The following is a 14,266-nucleotide window of genomic DNA, read 5'->3' on the forward strand; positions in this document are numbered from 1 at the left end:
GCAGATGGTCAGCGACAGCGCACGGGGCGCAGGTCAGCGCGCAGGTCAGCGCCGTGTCATGGCCACGATCGGGGATGTCGCGACGGCGGCCGGGGTGTCGCGGGCGACCGTCTCCCGCGTCATGAACGGGCGGAGCACCGTCGACGCAACCATCGCGGAACGGGTGCGGGAGGCCGCCGCAGGGCTGAGCTACCGGCCCAGCAACGCCGCGCGGAGCCTCGCGCTCGGCCGCACCCAGACCGTGGCGCTCGTGGTGCCCGACCTGGGCAATCCCGTGTTCCAGCAGATCCTGCGCGGCGTCATGGACGGCGCGGCGGAAGACGGCTACCGCGTGCTCGTCGCGGACACGGTGGAGGACGACCAGCAGGAGGGCGCGATCGCGCTCGAGGCGCGGATGCGCTGTGACGCCCTGGTCCTCGTGTCGCCGCGGATCGGGGACGCAGAGCTCAGCGCGCTCATCGCCGACGTCGAGCCGGTGGTCCTGGTCAACCGGGAGACCGGCGGAGCAGCGCCCAGCCTGGTCGTGGACTACGAGGACGCCGCGCTCCAGGTGGTCGAGCACCTCGTCTCGCTCGGCCATCGCCGCATGGTCTACCTCGGTGGTCCCGTACGCAGCGCGTCCGACGAGCTGCGCCGTGCCGGCCTCGCCACCGCCCGGAAGCGGCACGCCGACCTGGAGATCCTCGACCTGCCCGCCGGACCCGACATCCAGGCAGGTCACGCCGCAGCACCCGCCGTGCTCGCCACCCGCGCCACGGCAGCGGTCGCCTTCAACGACCTGGTCGCGTTCGGCCTGCTCGCCGGTTTGAACGAGGCCGGAGTGGCCGTGCCCGCCGACATCTCGGTGGCCGGCTTCGACGACATCGAGCTGTCCCGTTACGCCACACCCGCGCTGACGACTGTCGCGGTACCGCAGGCCGAGCTCGGCCGCCACGCCTGGAGGGAGCTGCACGCCGTGATCGACGACGACGCCCACCCCGCAAGCTCTGCTCGATTCACGCCGAGCCTGGAGGTGCGCGGCAGTACCGGGCCCGTACCCCAGGGTCCGGAACGCGTGCACGTCACCGACGACGACGGCGTCGTCGTCGCCGTGCAGCACGAGGAGATCCCGACCGTGCCGCCCACGGCAGCACCCACCTGGTCCGTACCCGCGGACCCCGACACCGAAGCCGTGGTGCTGACGTGCGGCGACGGGCTGGAGCTGGTGCGCAGGGACGCGGGCGGCCGCATGCCCAAGGTCCACGCGCGGCGCCCGTACCTGCACCCGGTGCACACCCTGGGGGGCGTGCCGCTCACCGACGTGAGCCCGGTCGACCACCGCCATCACTACGGCGTCGGCATCGCGGTTCCCGACGTGAACGGCACCAGCCACTGGGGTGGCCGCACCTTCATCGAGGACGTCGGACCGACGCTCCTGAAGAACCACGGCCGGCAGACGTCGGAAGACGTCCGCGTCGAGGCCGCGCCCACCACGCGGGCGGCCGGCGCAGGAGCCGAAGCGGGCGAGGCCCTGGTCGAGGAGGTGCTGTGGTCCGACGAGCACGGCGACCCGCAGCTCCGCGAGGAGCGCCGCATCACGGCCCGCCTGCTGCCCCAGCCCCCCGGCTCTGCCGCCGCGCCCGGGTGGGTGCTCGACTGGCGCTCGACGCTGCACGCCGACCACGGCCCCCTGGAGATCCGTTCGCCCGCGACCAACGGTCGTCCGGGCGCCGGCTACGGCGGCCTGTTCTGGCGCCTGCCGATCGCCGAGAGCACCAAGGTCCTGTCGGCGGCGGGCACGGGCGAGAACCGGGCGCACGGCAGCACGTCACCGTGGGTGGCGTTCGTGCAGCAGCAGGGTGGCCGGTCCACGACGCTCGTGCTGGTGCAGCCGAGCCAGGTCCGCCCGTGGTTCCTGCGCTCGGCGGAGTACCCGGGGGCCTGCCCGGCGCTCGCGTGGGACGCGCCGCTGCTCGTGCCGGAGGGCGGCTCCGTACAGCTCGACCTCGTCGCAGTGCTGCTCGACACCGCGCTCACGAGCCCTGCCGCCGCTGCACTCGCCGCCGACCTCACCGACGGCGGCCGGCGGTGAGCCTGCCGAAGGTCGCGGTCGTCGGCGTCCACGGCCACGGCGGCTCGCACCTGCGGACGGTCGCGGACCTCGAGACCAGGGGCCTGGCGCGGCTGAGTGCCGTCGTCGACCCGCGGGAGCCCGACGACGCCCCCGCGCCGTGGTTCGCGAGCCTGGGTGACCTGCTGTCGGCGGACACCGGCACGCTGCCCGACGTCGTGGTGCTCTCCACCCCCATCCACACCCACCTGCCGCTCGCGCGCGCCGCGATGGAGGCGGGCATCGACGTGCTGCTCGAGAAGCCGACCACCGCGTCGCTCGCCGAGCATGCCGAGCTCGTCGCCGTCGCCGACCGGACGGGGCGCCTGTGCCAGGTCGGGTTCCAGACCTTCGGCTCCCACGCGCTGCCCGCCGTCGCCGACATGATCGCGCGCGGCGAGGTGGGGCAGGTGACCGGGATCGGCGCCGTCGGCACCTGGGTACGGACCGCCGCATACTGGGCCCGCTCGCCGTGGGCGGGCCGGCGGCGCATGGGCGACCGGGCCGTCGTGGACGGCGCGGTGACCAACCCGCTCGCGCACGCCGTGGCGACCGCCCTGTGGGTCGGCGGCGCCAGGGCCAGCACCGACCTCGCCTACGTGAACACCGACCTGTGGCGCGCCAACCCGATCGAGGCCGACGACACGTCGTCCCTGCGGGCCGTCGGCACGGACGGGACGCGCTACGGGTTCGGGCTCACGCTGTGCGCGGCCGAACGCACACCCGCGCGGGTGATCGTGCAGGGCACCGCCGGCGAGATCGAGCTCGAGTACGAGCACGACCTGGTCCGGCTGCGCACCGGACGCGTCGTCGCGGAAAAGCAGTACGGGCGGACCGGCCTGCTGGAGAACCTGCTCCGCGCCCGCACCGGCGAACGGCTCCTGTGCGACGCGCGGGAGACCGGTGCGTTCATGCAGGTGCTCGAGGCCGTTCGGACCGCCGCCGACCCGACGCCGATCGGGGACGCCTTCGTGGACTGGGTGGACGGTATCGACACGGGCCTCCCCAGCGGTGGCGCGTCGGGGAGGATCAGCGGCACGCAGGGCAACCCGGAGGGCGACCCCCGGCACCCGGTGGTGCGCGACGTTGCTGAGTGGTGCGAGCGGGCCGCGCGCGAGCAGCGCACGTTCACGGAGCTGGGCGCCCCATGGACGGTCGAGAAGTAGCGCGACCGACCGTGGGAGGCTGCTCGGGTGTTGTCGGTACTCACTGCCATCGGGTCCATGGCCTGCATCGTCGCGCTGGGCTGGGTGATCCAGCGGCGCGGCCTGCTCGCCGGTAGCGCCCTCCCCCGCGGCGCCGCACGATCGGGCGCTGCGGCGGGCTCCGACAGCGGCGCCGGAGCCCGCCACGTGCTCGCGACGCTCTCGTTCACCATCTGCGCGCCAGCGCTGATGTTCAGCACGCTGGCGGCGACCGACCTCGCGCACGTCGTCTCGCGGGGTGCAGCGGTCACCTGGATCACGACCGCCGCGCTCGCCCTGGTCAGCGCGGCGGTGGCGCGGTGGGTGCTGCGGCTGTCGGCGGGCCCGGTCGCCGTGACGACGCTCGCCGCCGTCTATGTCAACGGCGGCAACATCGGGATCCCGCTCGCCGTCTACCTGTTCGACGACGCCCTCGCCGTGGTGCCGACCCTGCTCTTCCAGCTGCTCGTGCTGGCACCGCTGGCGCTTGCGGTGCTCGACCGGTCCGCGTCGGCGACCGGGACCCCTCGGACGGCCGCCCGGTCGGGCTGGACCTCGGTGGTCCGCGTCCCGCTCGCCGCCGTCCGCAACCCGATCACCGTCGGCACGCTCGCCGGCCTGCTGGTCGCGGTGGTCAGCGAGCTGACCGGCCTGCGGCTGCCCGAGGTCGCCCTGCTGCCCTTCGACCTGATCGGTGCCGCCGCGCCACCGCTCGGCCTGCTGACGTTCGGGATGACCCTCGCGGTGCCGATGCCTGCCCTCACCTCGCAGGCCCCCGCGAGCGAGCCGTCACCGGGCTCGGAAGACGCTCGGTCGCCGTGGTGGGCGGGCCGGGACCGGCTGCTCGTGCGGGCGGTGGTCACGCTCGCCGTCCTGGTGCGCAACGTGCTCCATCCGCTCGCGGCGTGGGGGGTCGGAGCGGCCATGGGCCTCGACGGGCCTGCCCTGACCCTCGTCGTCACGATGGCTGCGCTGCCCACCGCGGTGAACGTCACCACGTACGCGACCCGGTACGGCGTGTTCGATGGAGTCGCGGCGCGCGCGACCGTCTGGACGACGGCGCTCTGCGTGCCCGTCCTGGTCGCCGTCGGCGCCCTCGGGGGTTAGAAGCCCGACCCGGTCGCCAGGGACTTGTGGTGGAGCGGCTGGACTGGCATCGTTGCGAGAAACCGGTTTCCCAGCGTCGGGACGGCCGGTCATGGACAAGGGAGTCACATGCGAACACCACCAGTCCCCCGCCCGCGCCGAGCCATCGGCCCGACGCCCGCGAGCGCCCTCACGCTTCCCGGCGCGCGCCCTGGCACGCGTTCTCTCGCCCTGCCCATAGCGCTTGCCGTCGGCATGGCCGGCGTGCTGGTCGCCGTCGGGCCGACGGCCGTGGCGCGCTCTGCCGAAGGGCCAGCGGCCGCCGTCGGGCACTCGCCGGGCGGGCACTCGCCGGGCGGGCACCGCGGCGACCTCGGCCGCGAGACCATCTCGCCGGACGACGGCTGGGCCGCGTGGTCCGGCCCCACGTTCCCGGAGGGTGTGGAGCGGCAGGCGCGGCCCACCACGGGCGGAGCCGCGGCCACCCGGTCGGAGGTCTACGAGGTCGACACCTGGCACGAGCTCCGCGACGCGCTCGCCGGCCGCGAGGGCGGGAGCCAGAACGACGCCCGGTACAACGACACCCCGCGGATCGTGTACGTCACGGGGGCGATCGATGCGTTCACCGCATCGGACGGGACCCCGCTGACCTGCGAAGACTTCGCCTCCCAGGTGACGGTGGAGGGTACGGGCGAGCCGTTCTCGATGGACGACTACATCGCGCACTACGACCCGGCAGGACCGTGGGGCCGGGCCGACCCGTCCGGTCCGCTGGAGCAGGCGCGCGATGCGGCGGCGCGCCTGCAGGCAGCCCAGACCCAACAGCACGTCGGTTCCAACGTGACGATCGTGGGTGTCGGTGACGACGCCCAGATCTCCGGCGCGAACCTCCGCGTCCGGGACGCGCACAACGTCATCCTGCGAAACCTGCGGTTCTCGGACGGCTACGACTGCTTCCCGCAGTGGGACCCGGGTGACGGCGACGCCGGGAACTGGAACTCCGCCTACGACAACGTCTCCCTGTGGACGTCCACCAGCGTGTGGGTGGACCACTCCACCTTCGACGACGGAGCGCACCCCGCCGACTCCCTCCCCGTCGTCTACGGGCGGCCGTTCGAGGTGCACGACGGCCTGCTCGACATCACCCACGGCTCGGACCTGGTGACCGTGTCGTACAACGAGTTCCTCAGCCACGACAAGACGATGCTGATCGGCTCGTCCGACTCCCGCACCCAGGACCGTGGGCAGCACCGCGTGACCCTGCACCACAACTACTGGGAGGACATCGGCCAGCGCGCACCGCGCGTCCGGTACGGCGACGTCCACGCCTACAACAACTACTACCGGCAGACCGGGACGGGCTCGTTCCAGTACTACTGGGGCTCCGGCAGGGAGTCGAGCCTCGTGGTGGAGAACAACGCGGTCCGGCTGGCCCGCGGGTCCGACCCGGCGAACGTGGTCGGCGCGTACGGCGGCACGATGCTCAGCGAGTCGGGCACCACGCTGAACGGCCGGCGGGCCGACCTCGTGGCGGCCTACAACGCGACGGCGTCGACGCCGCTGGCCGACGAGGCCCGCTGGGCGCCGTCGGACGCGTACCGGTACCGGCTGCTGCCCACGGCGGCGGTCCCGTGGGTAGTCATGGCCCGCGCGGGTACGGGCGAGCTGAGGTCGGTGCTGCCGAGGTAGCTGCGATCGCGTCGAGGTCCCTGGCGACGCGGGCACGGGCCAGCGCGGTTCAGGGAGAACCACGCGGCGACCTCGGCCGGCTCAGGCCGGCCGAGGAACGCAGGCCGCGCCGATCTCCAGGTGGCCGGTGAAGTCGAGCTCGTCGATCGTCGGACCACCCGGGTCAGATACCGAGGGCGAGGTCCTCGATCCGGACCGGGTCTCCCGTCTCCAGCGAGCGGTTGCCCGCGTAGCCGACAGAGGAGGCGCGGACGCCGTCGACGTAGCCGGCCGCGCGGCCGAGCGGGTCCGGCTCGCCCGTCGGCGCGAACACGCTGGCCAGCAGCAGGGCGTCACCACCGCCGTGCCCGCCGCCGCCGCGCACGATGGTCCGCTCCTCGGCGCGCTCCCAGTGCCGCTGCACCACGAGCCGCTCCCCGACGGGCCGCACCGGGTCCGCGGCGAACACCTCGGTGGCGCTCGGGTCGAGGATCGCCGCGCCGTCCTCACCGAACTCGACCGAGCCGCGCTCCGTGACCTCCAGCTCCGCGCGACCGCGCGTACCGTTCACCACCACGCGGTAGCCCTCCCACGGCGCGTGCGCGGTGAGCGAGTAGGTCAGCAGCGCGCCGCCCTCGTACTCGACGACGAGCCCCAGCGTGTCCTCCGTGGTGATCCCCTCGTCGAACACCGACCGGTTGCGCACGTAGCCGTCCACCGCCTGGGCCTCGGGCCCGTAGAGCGTGGACAGCCACGCGTTCTTCTCGACGGAGAGCTGCCACGGGTCGACACCGCGCTCGTTCAGCGCACGCTCGGTCTCGGTGGGCTCGTAGCCGGACTCGTGGGCGCCGTCGTCGCCGTAGAAGCGTCGGCCGCCGGTGGCGAAGACGCGCTGTGGCACGCCGTCGATCCACCAGTTGACCAGGTCGAAGTGGTGGCTCGACTTGTGGACCAGCAGACCGCCGTTGTTCACCTTCTCGCGGTGCCAGCGACGGAAGTAGTCGGCCCCGTGCACGGTGTCGAGGGCCCAGTCGAAGTGGACCGACAGCACGCGGCCGATCTCGCCGCCAGCGATCACCTCGCGCAGCGCGCTGTTGCGCGGCGAGTAGCGGTAGTTGAACGTCGTGACGAGGTCGCGCCCGGTCTCCGCGACCGCGTCCACGATCTCCCGTGCCTGGTCGGCGTGCGCGGCGATGGGCTTCTCGACGACGACGTCGGCGCCGGCCCGCAGCGCGCGAGCGACGAGGTCACCGTGGGTGCGGTCGACCGAGGTGACGATCACGCGGTCCACGGACTGCTCCGCGATCGCCTTCTCGAGGTCGTCCGGCTCGTACACGGGGCGGATACCCCCGAGCGCGGCCGCCACCCGCGCCTCGTACGCAGCCGCGCGCACCGGGTTGGGCTCGACCCACGCGACGATCTCGCCGTCCGGCGCGTGCGTGCCGATCAGGGCGTCGATGTACATGGACGCGCGGTGCCCGGTGCCGACCACCGCGTAGCGGCGGCGGCCCTCGGGCAGCGGGCCCGACGGCGGCGCGGGGTCTCGGGTCGGACCGGTGATCGGCTCGGTGGTCGGCTCGGGGGTCGGCTCAGGCATCGGTGGAGAGCTCCTTCGGTCGTCGTCGACGTCGGGTGGATGGGACTGAAACGATACGGGGGTTGGAAAGCGCTGTCCATGATCGGCGTGCGAGAGGGCGGTGTGCCGGCCCGGCGGTACCGGCCCGAGATCGCCGCCCCTCGGCTCACCGCTCGGGCGTGATGACCACCTGGCCGGCCCAGGCGAACCCGCCACCGAACCCGAACAGGAGCGCCGGCACACCCGCCGGGATCTTGCCGGCGTGCCACCACTTGGACAGCCCCATGGGGATCGACGCCGCCGACGTGTTGCCCGACTCCGTGATGTCCGTGACCACCACCTTGCCCTCCAGCCCGAGAGCCTTGGCGAGCGGCTCGATGATCCGCAGGTTCGCCTGGTGCGCGACGAGCACCTCGATGTCGTCGATGCCCAGCCCGGCCCGCGCCACGACGTCGCGCGCCCGGTCGGCGGCCCGGGTGATGGCCCACTTGAACACCGCCCGGCCGTCCTGCTGGAACTTCACCTCTGGCACCTCGATCCGCACCGCCGGCGTGAGCTCGGGCTCCGTACCCCAGACCACCGGCCCGACGGCGGGGACGTCCGCTGCCTGCAGCACCGCAGCACCGGCGCCGTCGGCCGTGAGGATGCAGGTCGAGCGGTCGGTCCAGTCGGTGAACGCGGTGAGCTTCTCCGCACCGATCACCAGGGCCGTGCGCGCCGACCCGGTGCGGATCGCCTGGTCGGCCAGCCCGACCGCGTGCGCGAACCCCGAGCACGCCACATTGAGGTCCATCGCCGCCGGGCCCACCACGTTGCGCAGGTCCGGCGCCTCCTCGCCCTCGGGTGTCGAGGCGCCGGGCTGGACGCCGGTGCGCAGCGCGTACGCGACGCGCCCGGCCGTGTTCGGCGAGCGGTCGTCGTTGGTGGCGGTCGCGACGATCACCAGGTCGACGGCGTCAGCGGCCACGCGCGCGTCGGCGAGCGCGTGCTCGGAAGCGGCGGTCGCCATGTCGGCCACCGTGATGTCGTCGGCCGCTACGTGGCGGGTGACGATGCCGGTGCGCGACCGGATCCACTCGTCGTTGGTCTCGACGAGCTCGGCGATGTCCTCGTTGGAGAGGGTCTTCGGCGGCTGGTGGTGCCCCAGGCCGATGATGCGGGAGCCGGCAGCGCCGGGCGGGAGCTCGAGTGCGGGCGACGTAGCCATGAGGTCAACGTAGCGCGCTCAGGTCGAACGGCTCGACGGTCAGGCCGGGGACCCGCTCCTTGGCAGCCCGCACGATGCGCTCCTCCGCCCCCGGCCCGGTTTCCGGCACCTCGCCCACCTCACGGAGCGCCCCGCGTACCTGAGCGTCGTACCGCTCCCCCATCGCCGCGTTGCGACCCTTGTACGTCCACGCGACGAGGTTGGCCAGGTCGAACCGCTGCCCGCACGAACGGCAGGACATGATGCCCGGTGGCCGCCGGAACCGCGTGGTCCGGTGGCCCACCGGGCACGCCCCGACCCACGGCCCGTCGATCGACGGCGCGGACGGGTCGACGCACCGCTGGCCCGAGCACCCGATCCGCACCGCCACCTCACGCCACGCCGGCCCGTGCTTGGCCTTCGGGCCGGCGAGCGCGTGCGCCACCTCGTGCAGGATCGTGTCCCGCACCTCCCGCTCCTCGTGGATCCGGGTGAGCGGCGCGGAGAGGCTGATGCGCCTCTTGCCGTAGCTGCACATCCCGGCGCGCCGGACGGCGTCGTCGAACTCGAACGTCCAGGCCTTCAGGCCGTGCTGGTCCATCAGCTCGCGCGCCAGGCGCGATGCGGCGACAAGGTTCATGCGTACCCCTGCGGTGATCGTGAGCGAAGCGTCCGGCCCTCCCGGACGCGATCGAACCTACGGGGCTCCACTGACACCCGCGCAAGGTTATCCACAGCCTCGTACCGCACACCGTCGACATGAACCGTGGCACCATTCCGGCCCATGGGTTATCGGGAGCAGTTTCGTCGCGCGGCGCTCGGCCTGGACGTCCCGGAAGACGAGGTCAGCAGGTTCATCGGGCACCTCCGGTGGGCGATCAGGCTGGAAGGCGCCGCCGGCTCCGGTGGGGTTCCCGTCGGACGGTTCGGCGGGTCGCCCCGGCTACCGGTGGGGACGAGCTGGCCGGACAACGGGCAAGGGGACCTGCCGTTCGTCTTCTCGGTCGACTGTGCGGCGCTGCCACGGGTCGACGGATTCGACCTGCCCCTGGACGGCTCGCTCCTGTTCTTCCTGGACCACCGGTACGACCATGAGGAGTGCCATGCCGAGCACCGGGGGTACGCGCGGGTCATGCACGTACCGGCAGGCGCTGAGACCGCGGTAGCAGAACCTCCGCACTCCGAACTGGTCGCCGACGAGCAGTACGACGTCAGCGCCGCGGTCGTCGCGTGGCTGCCCGACTGCCTCGACATGGACGAGGACGAGATGCTGCCCTTCCACGAGCAGATGGCCCACGAGCTCAGGAGCTCCATGCCGCACCTGGACGAGCTCGAAGCCCTGGCCGACGAGCTCTGGCCTCCCAGCGACGGGCTTTCAAGCGGCTTTCTCGGCGGGTACGCCGACGACGAGGTGCTCGAGATGCTGGCGAACCAGATCCTCCGGGAACGCGAGAAGAGCGACGGGACCACCATTCCGCGGGAGGAATGGTTCGACCGCATGGCGGACGAACAGCGCAGGCTGATGAACGAGTGGGTGTCGCTCGCCAGCTTTCTCCCGTTTGCCGAGCTCTACTACGGTCGTATGTCGATCCACCGCGACGACCTGGCCGCCGGCCGTCTGGACAGGATGCTCTCCATGACCGACTTCACCGAGTAGAAGAGCTCGCGGAGCGCCGCCTCGCCCCACCGGGAGCTGCCGGCACCGCTGCATCACCCGAGGGGCGACCCGGCCGGCGGGATCGGGAAGTTGGTCCGGAACAGGTTCGACGGGTCGTACGTGGCCTTCACCGTCCGCAGCCGGGCGAGCGTCGGCTCAGGGAACGCCTCCAGCAGCCGCTCGGGCCGGTGGTCGGTGTCGAACGACAGGTACGAGCCGTCCATCACCGGCCCGATCTCCGCGTCCCACGCCTGGTTGAGCCGGTCCTGGTTGGTGCCGAGCGCCGTGAGCGCGAAGTTCTGGTGCCGGTGCGCGTACGCAGTTGCGTCGGGCGCGACGTCGTTCCCGGCCCCGCCCGTCGCACGGAGCTGGACGAAGTACGGCTCCCCTGTGCCCTGCAGCCGCTCGATCGCCCTGCTCGTGCCCTGGTCGAGATGGGTCAGCAGACCTCCCCGCGCGGACGGGTCGCCGCCGCCCGCGTGGTGGGCCTCCTCCGTGCGCACCACACCGGAGTACGGCAGCAGCTGCGCCTGGTGGCCGAGCAGCGGTCCGGCGTCGGCCAGCAGCTCCAGCTGGGCGATGGCCTCGTCCGGGTCGACGTCGGCGCCCTCCGCCGCGATCACCGTCATGAGCTGCGCCATCGGTCCCTGGCCGCCGCGTCCGCGGCCCAGGACCATGAACGACGTGAGCCCGCGCGGCGCCGCCTCGACGGCGGCTCCCCACTTCTCCAGGAGCCCCACGGTGTCGGCCGCGTCGAGCGTCATCTGGGAGAAGACCACGTCGCCGACCACGCCGGCCTCGAGCTCCAGCCAGGTCACCACGCCCATGTTCCCGCCGGCGCCGCGCAGCGCCCAGAACAGGTCCGGGTGCTCGTCGCGGGAGGCGTGCAGCACCCGGCCGTCGGCGGTGACGACCTCTGCGGCGACCACGTGGTCGATCGTCAGCCCCTGCAGCCGGCCAAGGTAGCCGATGCCTCCGGTGGTCCCGAGCCCGCCGACGCCCACGCCGCCGTAGTCACCCGACGTGATGGCCCAGCCGCGCGGCGCGAGCGTCTCCGCCACCTCGCCCCAGGTCGCGCCGGCCCCGATCCGCACGCGCCGCGTGGCCTCGTCGACCACCTCGACCGACCGCATGCCGCTCATGCTCAGCACCACACCGCCGTCGTTCGTGGACCGGCCGGAGATGCCGTGCCCTGCCGAGCGGACGGCGAGCTCGACGTCCTGCTTCTGCACCCAGGCCAGCCCGGAGGCGACCTCTTCGGCGCCCTGCGGCCGCAGCACCAGGCCCGGAGCCCCGGTCCGCAGGTAGTTGTGCCGCACGGACCCGTACTCACGGTCGCCGGGCTCCACGGCCCGGGCGGCCAGCTCGGGCGGGAGCGAGTCGTAGTCGATGCCCTGCCGCCGGGCGGCGAGCGCCGTCGCACCACGGCGGGCCGACGCCGGCGTCGTGCCGGCACGGCGCCGTTCGGCGGCGACCGCCTCCCGGACGGCCGGAACGACCTCCTCCGCGAACGCCCGGATCTGGTCCGGGTCGTCGCTGATCTCGATGAACGTGCTGACGCCGTCCTCGAGCGCCATCCGGGTGAGCTCCTCGACCCACTGGTCGGCGGGCCCCTGCAGCGGACCCGACGAGCGGTCGGTGATCGCCCCGCCCACGTTGAGCAGACGGCGGATCTCGCTCGGCGAGCGCCCGGCGGCCAGCGCCGCCTCGTCGATCGTGGCGTTGCCGCGGGCCAGGTCGCCGTCCTTCAGGTAGGGCAGAGAGGGCAGCCAGCCGTCGGCCTTCGCGCCGATGAGGCGGAGCATGCGCGGCTTGAGCGCACCGAGCCAGATCGGGATGTCGTGCGCAGGGGCCGGGCCGCGCTTGGCGCCGTCGACCTGGTGGAACTTTCCGGCGACACGCAGCGGGGTGCGGTTGGACGCGTCCCAGATACCGCGCATGATCTCGATGCCCTCCTCGAGGGCACTGACGGCCTCGCCGGGCGTGCGGCGCGGGCCGCCCATGGCCGCGATCGCGTCCCAGAACCCGCCGGCGCCCACGCCCATCTCGAACCGCCCGCCGCTCAGGAGGTCGAGGCTCGCGGCCGAGCGCGCCACGACCGCGGGCTGGCGCATGCCCAGGTTGAGGACGTTCCCGGAGATGTGGATGCGCTCCGTCTGAGCGGCCACCCAGGACATGAGCGTCCAGGTGTCAAGGAACGACGGCTGGTACGGGTGGTCCTGGAACGTGACCAGGTCGAGGCCCAGCTGCTCCGAGAGCTGGGCCAGCCGGACAGGGCCCTGCGGATCGGCGTGGGTCGGGGTGATGAACGTACCGAAGAGCAGATCGTGCCCGTAGTCAGTCATGTGCCTTCTGTCCTGTCCGGTGTCATGGGTAATCGTCTGTCTAGCAGATGATATTACTCGCAACTCTTCTGAATCTCTGCACATTCCCGTAGGATGACGAGCATGAGCACCGCGCCCGCCGAGACCCGCACGGGTCAGCACTCCCTGTTCGGCTGGTCCCTCGCCGCGCTCCTGCGCGAGTGGAGCGCGCGGGTCGACGCCGCCGCCGACGACGTGCCCCAGGGGACGCGCGGCTACCAGCTGCTCACGGCGGTGGTGCACGGGAACCTGCCGAGCCAGGCGGCGCTCGCCTCGACGCTCGGCATCGACCGCACCGTCATGACCTACCTGCTCGACGCCTTCGAGGAGTGCGGGCTCGTCGAGCGGCAGCAGGACCCTGCCGACCGGCGCGCGCGCCGCATCGTCGCCACGGACAAGGGCCTGGAGGTGCTCGCGGGGATGGACGCCCGCGTCGCCGCGGCGGAGGACGAGCTGCTCGCGGGACTCGAGCCGGAGCAGCGCGCGCTGCTCCGGGAGCTGCTGGAACGCGCAGCCACCGGCACCGGGCCCGACGACGACCCGTGCCGCACGGTGGTCCAGGCCACCGGCCGACAGGCCGGGTAGACACATCGCGAGTCAGGCACGTTGCTCCGGGTAGACGTTGTCAACCCTCGGCAACACGCCCCGCCGAACATCAGTTTCCCCGCCCGGCCGAGGCGCCCCGCCGGGCTCAGCGCTCGCCTGCCTGGCTCAGCGCTCGCCCAGCCCCGTCTCGCGGTAGAAGCCCTCGATGTGCTCACGCGTCAGGCGCTCGGCCTCCGCGCCGTCGTGCCGCGCCACGGCATCGAGGATCCCGCGGTGCTCGGCGCAGAGGCGCGCCGCGGTCCTCGGCCACTCCTCGAGCCGCTCGGCGCCCGTCACGACGTAGGAGCCGACAGCGGCGCGCATCCCGCTCAGGATGGCCTCCACCAGCTGGTTCCCGCCGAGCCGGGCCAGCTCGATGTGGAAGTCCTGGTCGTGCTCGACGAACGCGGCGACGTCGAGGTCGGGGTCGGCCATCGCCTCGACGTGCTCGCGCACGCTCGCCAGCGCGGCGTCGTCGGTCACCCGGGCGGCGGCGTCCTGCACGGCACCTGCCTCGAGCAGCACGCGCGTCCGGACGACGTCGGACACGGGCAGCGTGCCGGACGCCACGTGCAGCCGCACGGCCGCGCCCAGGCCCGCCGCGGGCCGGTCGATCACGGTGGCGCCCGCGCTCGGGCCGGAGCCGACGGCGGTGCGCACGATGCCCATCGCCTCGAGGATGCGGATGGCCTCCCGCACCGACGGGCGGGACACCCCCAGCTCCTCCGCGAGCGCCCGCTCGGCCGGGAGCCGCTCGCCGATGGACCACTTGCCCGCGGTCAGGCCCGACTCGATCTGGGCCAGGACACGCTCGTGGGTTCTCACTCGCGTCATGCTACTTCAGTGGTCTGTCCACAGTGGGCTATGGTGAG

The 14,266-nt window shown here is 73.0% G+C and carries 11 protein-coding genes; 6 read left to right on the plus strand and 5 right to left on the minus strand.

Features of this window, described 5'->3' with window-relative positions:
- Nucleotides 1-4 precede the first annotated feature (4 nt).
- The 4 genes from ACFS27_RS28700 to ACFS27_RS28715 all read left to right on the plus strand — a co-directional run bounded on the left by ACFS27_RS28700 (nucleotide 5) and on the right by ACFS27_RS28715 (nucleotide 6,048).
- Nucleotides 5-2,071, plus strand: coding sequence for a DUF6807 family protein (locus ACFS27_RS28700; protein WP_377190694.1), 2,067 nt, complete (start codon nucleotides 5-7; stop codon nucleotides 2,069-2,071).
- Nucleotides 2,068-3,255 (plus strand): Gfo/Idh/MocA family protein, encoded by a 1,188-nt coding sequence (locus tag ACFS27_RS28705; RefSeq protein WP_377190696.1) that lies wholly within the window; start codon nucleotides 2,068-2,070, stop codon nucleotides 3,253-3,255. Before ACFS27_RS28700 ends, ACFS27_RS28705 begins: the two co-directional genes overlap by 4 nt.
- A 57-nt stretch (nucleotides 3,256-3,312) precedes the next feature.
- Entirely contained in the window at nucleotides 3,313-4,380 is a 1,068-nt protein-coding gene (locus tag ACFS27_RS28710) for an AEC family transporter (RefSeq protein WP_377190698.1), read from the plus strand.
- A gap of 108 nt (nucleotides 4,381-4,488) precedes the next feature.
- On the plus strand, nucleotides 4,489-6,048 hold the full coding sequence (locus tag ACFS27_RS28715; protein ID WP_377190700.1) for a pectate lyase family protein: 1,560 nt from the start codon (nucleotides 4,489-4,491) through the stop codon (nucleotides 6,046-6,048).
- Between the two features lie 163 nt (nucleotides 6,049-6,211).
- Here ACFS27_RS28715 and ACFS27_RS28720 read toward each other — a convergent pair whose 3' ends face one another.
- The 3 genes from ACFS27_RS28720 to ACFS27_RS28730 all read right to left on the minus strand — a co-directional run bounded on the left by ACFS27_RS28720 (nucleotide 6,212) and on the right by ACFS27_RS28730 (nucleotide 9,429).
- On the minus strand, nucleotides 6,212-7,624 hold the full coding sequence (locus ACFS27_RS28720) for a Gfo/Idh/MocA family protein (protein WP_377190702.1): 1,413 nt from the start codon (nucleotides 7,622-7,624) through the stop codon (nucleotides 6,212-6,214).
- 145 nt (nucleotides 7,625-7,769) lie between these two features.
- Nucleotides 7,770-8,810 (minus strand): 3-oxoacyl-[acyl-carrier-protein] synthase III C-terminal domain-containing protein, encoded by a 1,041-nt coding sequence (locus tag ACFS27_RS28725; protein ID WP_377190704.1) that lies wholly within the window; start codon nucleotides 8,808-8,810, stop codon nucleotides 7,770-7,772.
- 4 nt (nucleotides 8,811-8,814) lie between these two features.
- The gene (locus ACFS27_RS28730) at nucleotides 8,815-9,429 is read right to left on the minus strand and encodes a SprT-like domain-containing protein (RefSeq protein WP_377190706.1); all 615 of its coding nucleotides are present in this window, start codon (nucleotides 9,427-9,429) and stop codon (nucleotides 8,815-8,817) included.
- Between the two features lie 144 nt (nucleotides 9,430-9,573).
- On the opposite strand from ACFS27_RS28730, the gene ACFS27_RS28735 reads away from it, so the two are divergent.
- The gene (locus tag ACFS27_RS28735; RefSeq protein ID WP_377190708.1) at nucleotides 9,574-10,446 is read left to right on the plus strand and encodes a DUF1963 domain-containing protein; all 873 of its coding nucleotides are present in this window, start codon (nucleotides 9,574-9,576) and stop codon (nucleotides 10,444-10,446) included.
- A gap of 53 nt (nucleotides 10,447-10,499) precedes the next feature.
- On the opposite strand, the gene ACFS27_RS28740 is transcribed toward ACFS27_RS28735, so the two are convergent.
- Complete coding sequence (locus tag ACFS27_RS28740) at nucleotides 10,500-12,791, minus strand: LLM class flavin-dependent oxidoreductase (RefSeq protein ID WP_377190709.1); 2,292 nt, start codon at nucleotides 12,789-12,791, stop codon at nucleotides 10,500-10,502.
- Between the two features lie 102 nt (nucleotides 12,792-12,893).
- On the opposite strand from ACFS27_RS28740, the gene ACFS27_RS28745 reads away from it, so the two are divergent.
- Nucleotides 12,894-13,394, plus strand: a complete 501-nt coding sequence (locus tag ACFS27_RS28745) for a MarR family winged helix-turn-helix transcriptional regulator (RefSeq protein WP_377190711.1) — start codon at nucleotides 12,894-12,896, stop codon at nucleotides 13,392-13,394.
- Nucleotides 13,395-13,520: 126 nt separating this feature from the next.
- Here the strand turns inward: ACFS27_RS28745 and ACFS27_RS28750 are convergent, their stop codons facing one another.
- The gene (locus ACFS27_RS28750; RefSeq protein WP_377190713.1) at nucleotides 13,521-14,228 is read right to left on the minus strand and encodes a FadR/GntR family transcriptional regulator; all 708 of its coding nucleotides are present in this window, start codon (nucleotides 14,226-14,228) and stop codon (nucleotides 13,521-13,523) included.
- Between the last annotated feature and the right edge of the window lie 38 nt (nucleotides 14,229-14,266).

Origin of the sequence: Promicromonospora vindobonensis (assembly GCF_042685865.1) — a bacterium.
Classification (GTDB): domain Bacteria; phylum Actinomycetota; class Actinomycetes; order Actinomycetales; family Cellulomonadaceae; genus Promicromonospora; species Promicromonospora vindobonensis.

Bases quoted from the DNA above. Each gene is read 5' to 3' on its own strand.
- ACFS27_RS28730 (WP_377190706.1), bottom strand. From the start codon at position 9,429: ATGAACCTTGTCGCCGCATCGCGCCTGGCGCGCGAGCTGATGGACCAG.
- ACFS27_RS28720 (WP_377190702.1), bottom strand. From the start codon at position 7,624: ATGCCTGAGCCGACCCCCGAGCCGACCACCGAGCCGATCACCGGTCCG.
- ACFS27_RS28725 (WP_377190704.1), bottom strand. From the start codon at position 8,810: ATGGCTACGTCGCCCGCACTCGAGCTCCCGCCCGGCGCTGCCGGCTCC.
- ACFS27_RS28735 (WP_377190708.1), top strand. From the start codon at position 9,574: ATGGGTTATCGGGAGCAGTTTCGTCGCGCGGCGCTCGGCCTGGACGTC.
- ACFS27_RS28700 (WP_377190694.1), top strand. From the start codon at position 5: ATGGTCAGCGACAGCGCACGGGGCGCAGGTCAGCGCGCAGGTCAGCGC.
- ACFS27_RS28750 (WP_377190713.1), bottom strand. From the start codon at position 14,228: ATGACGCGAGTGAGAACCCACGAGCGTGTCCTGGCCCAGATCGAGTCG.
- ACFS27_RS28745 (WP_377190711.1), top strand. From the start codon at position 12,894: ATGAGCACCGCGCCCGCCGAGACCCGCACGGGTCAGCACTCCCTGTTC.
- ACFS27_RS28740 (WP_377190709.1), bottom strand. From the start codon at position 12,791: ATGACTGACTACGGGCACGATCTGCTCTTCGGTACGTTCATCACCCCG.
- ACFS27_RS28710 (WP_377190698.1), top strand. From the start codon at position 3,313: ATGGCCTGCATCGTCGCGCTGGGCTGGGTGATCCAGCGGCGCGGCCTG.
- ACFS27_RS28715 (WP_377190700.1), top strand. From the start codon at position 4,489: ATGCGAACACCACCAGTCCCCCGCCCGCGCCGAGCCATCGGCCCGACG.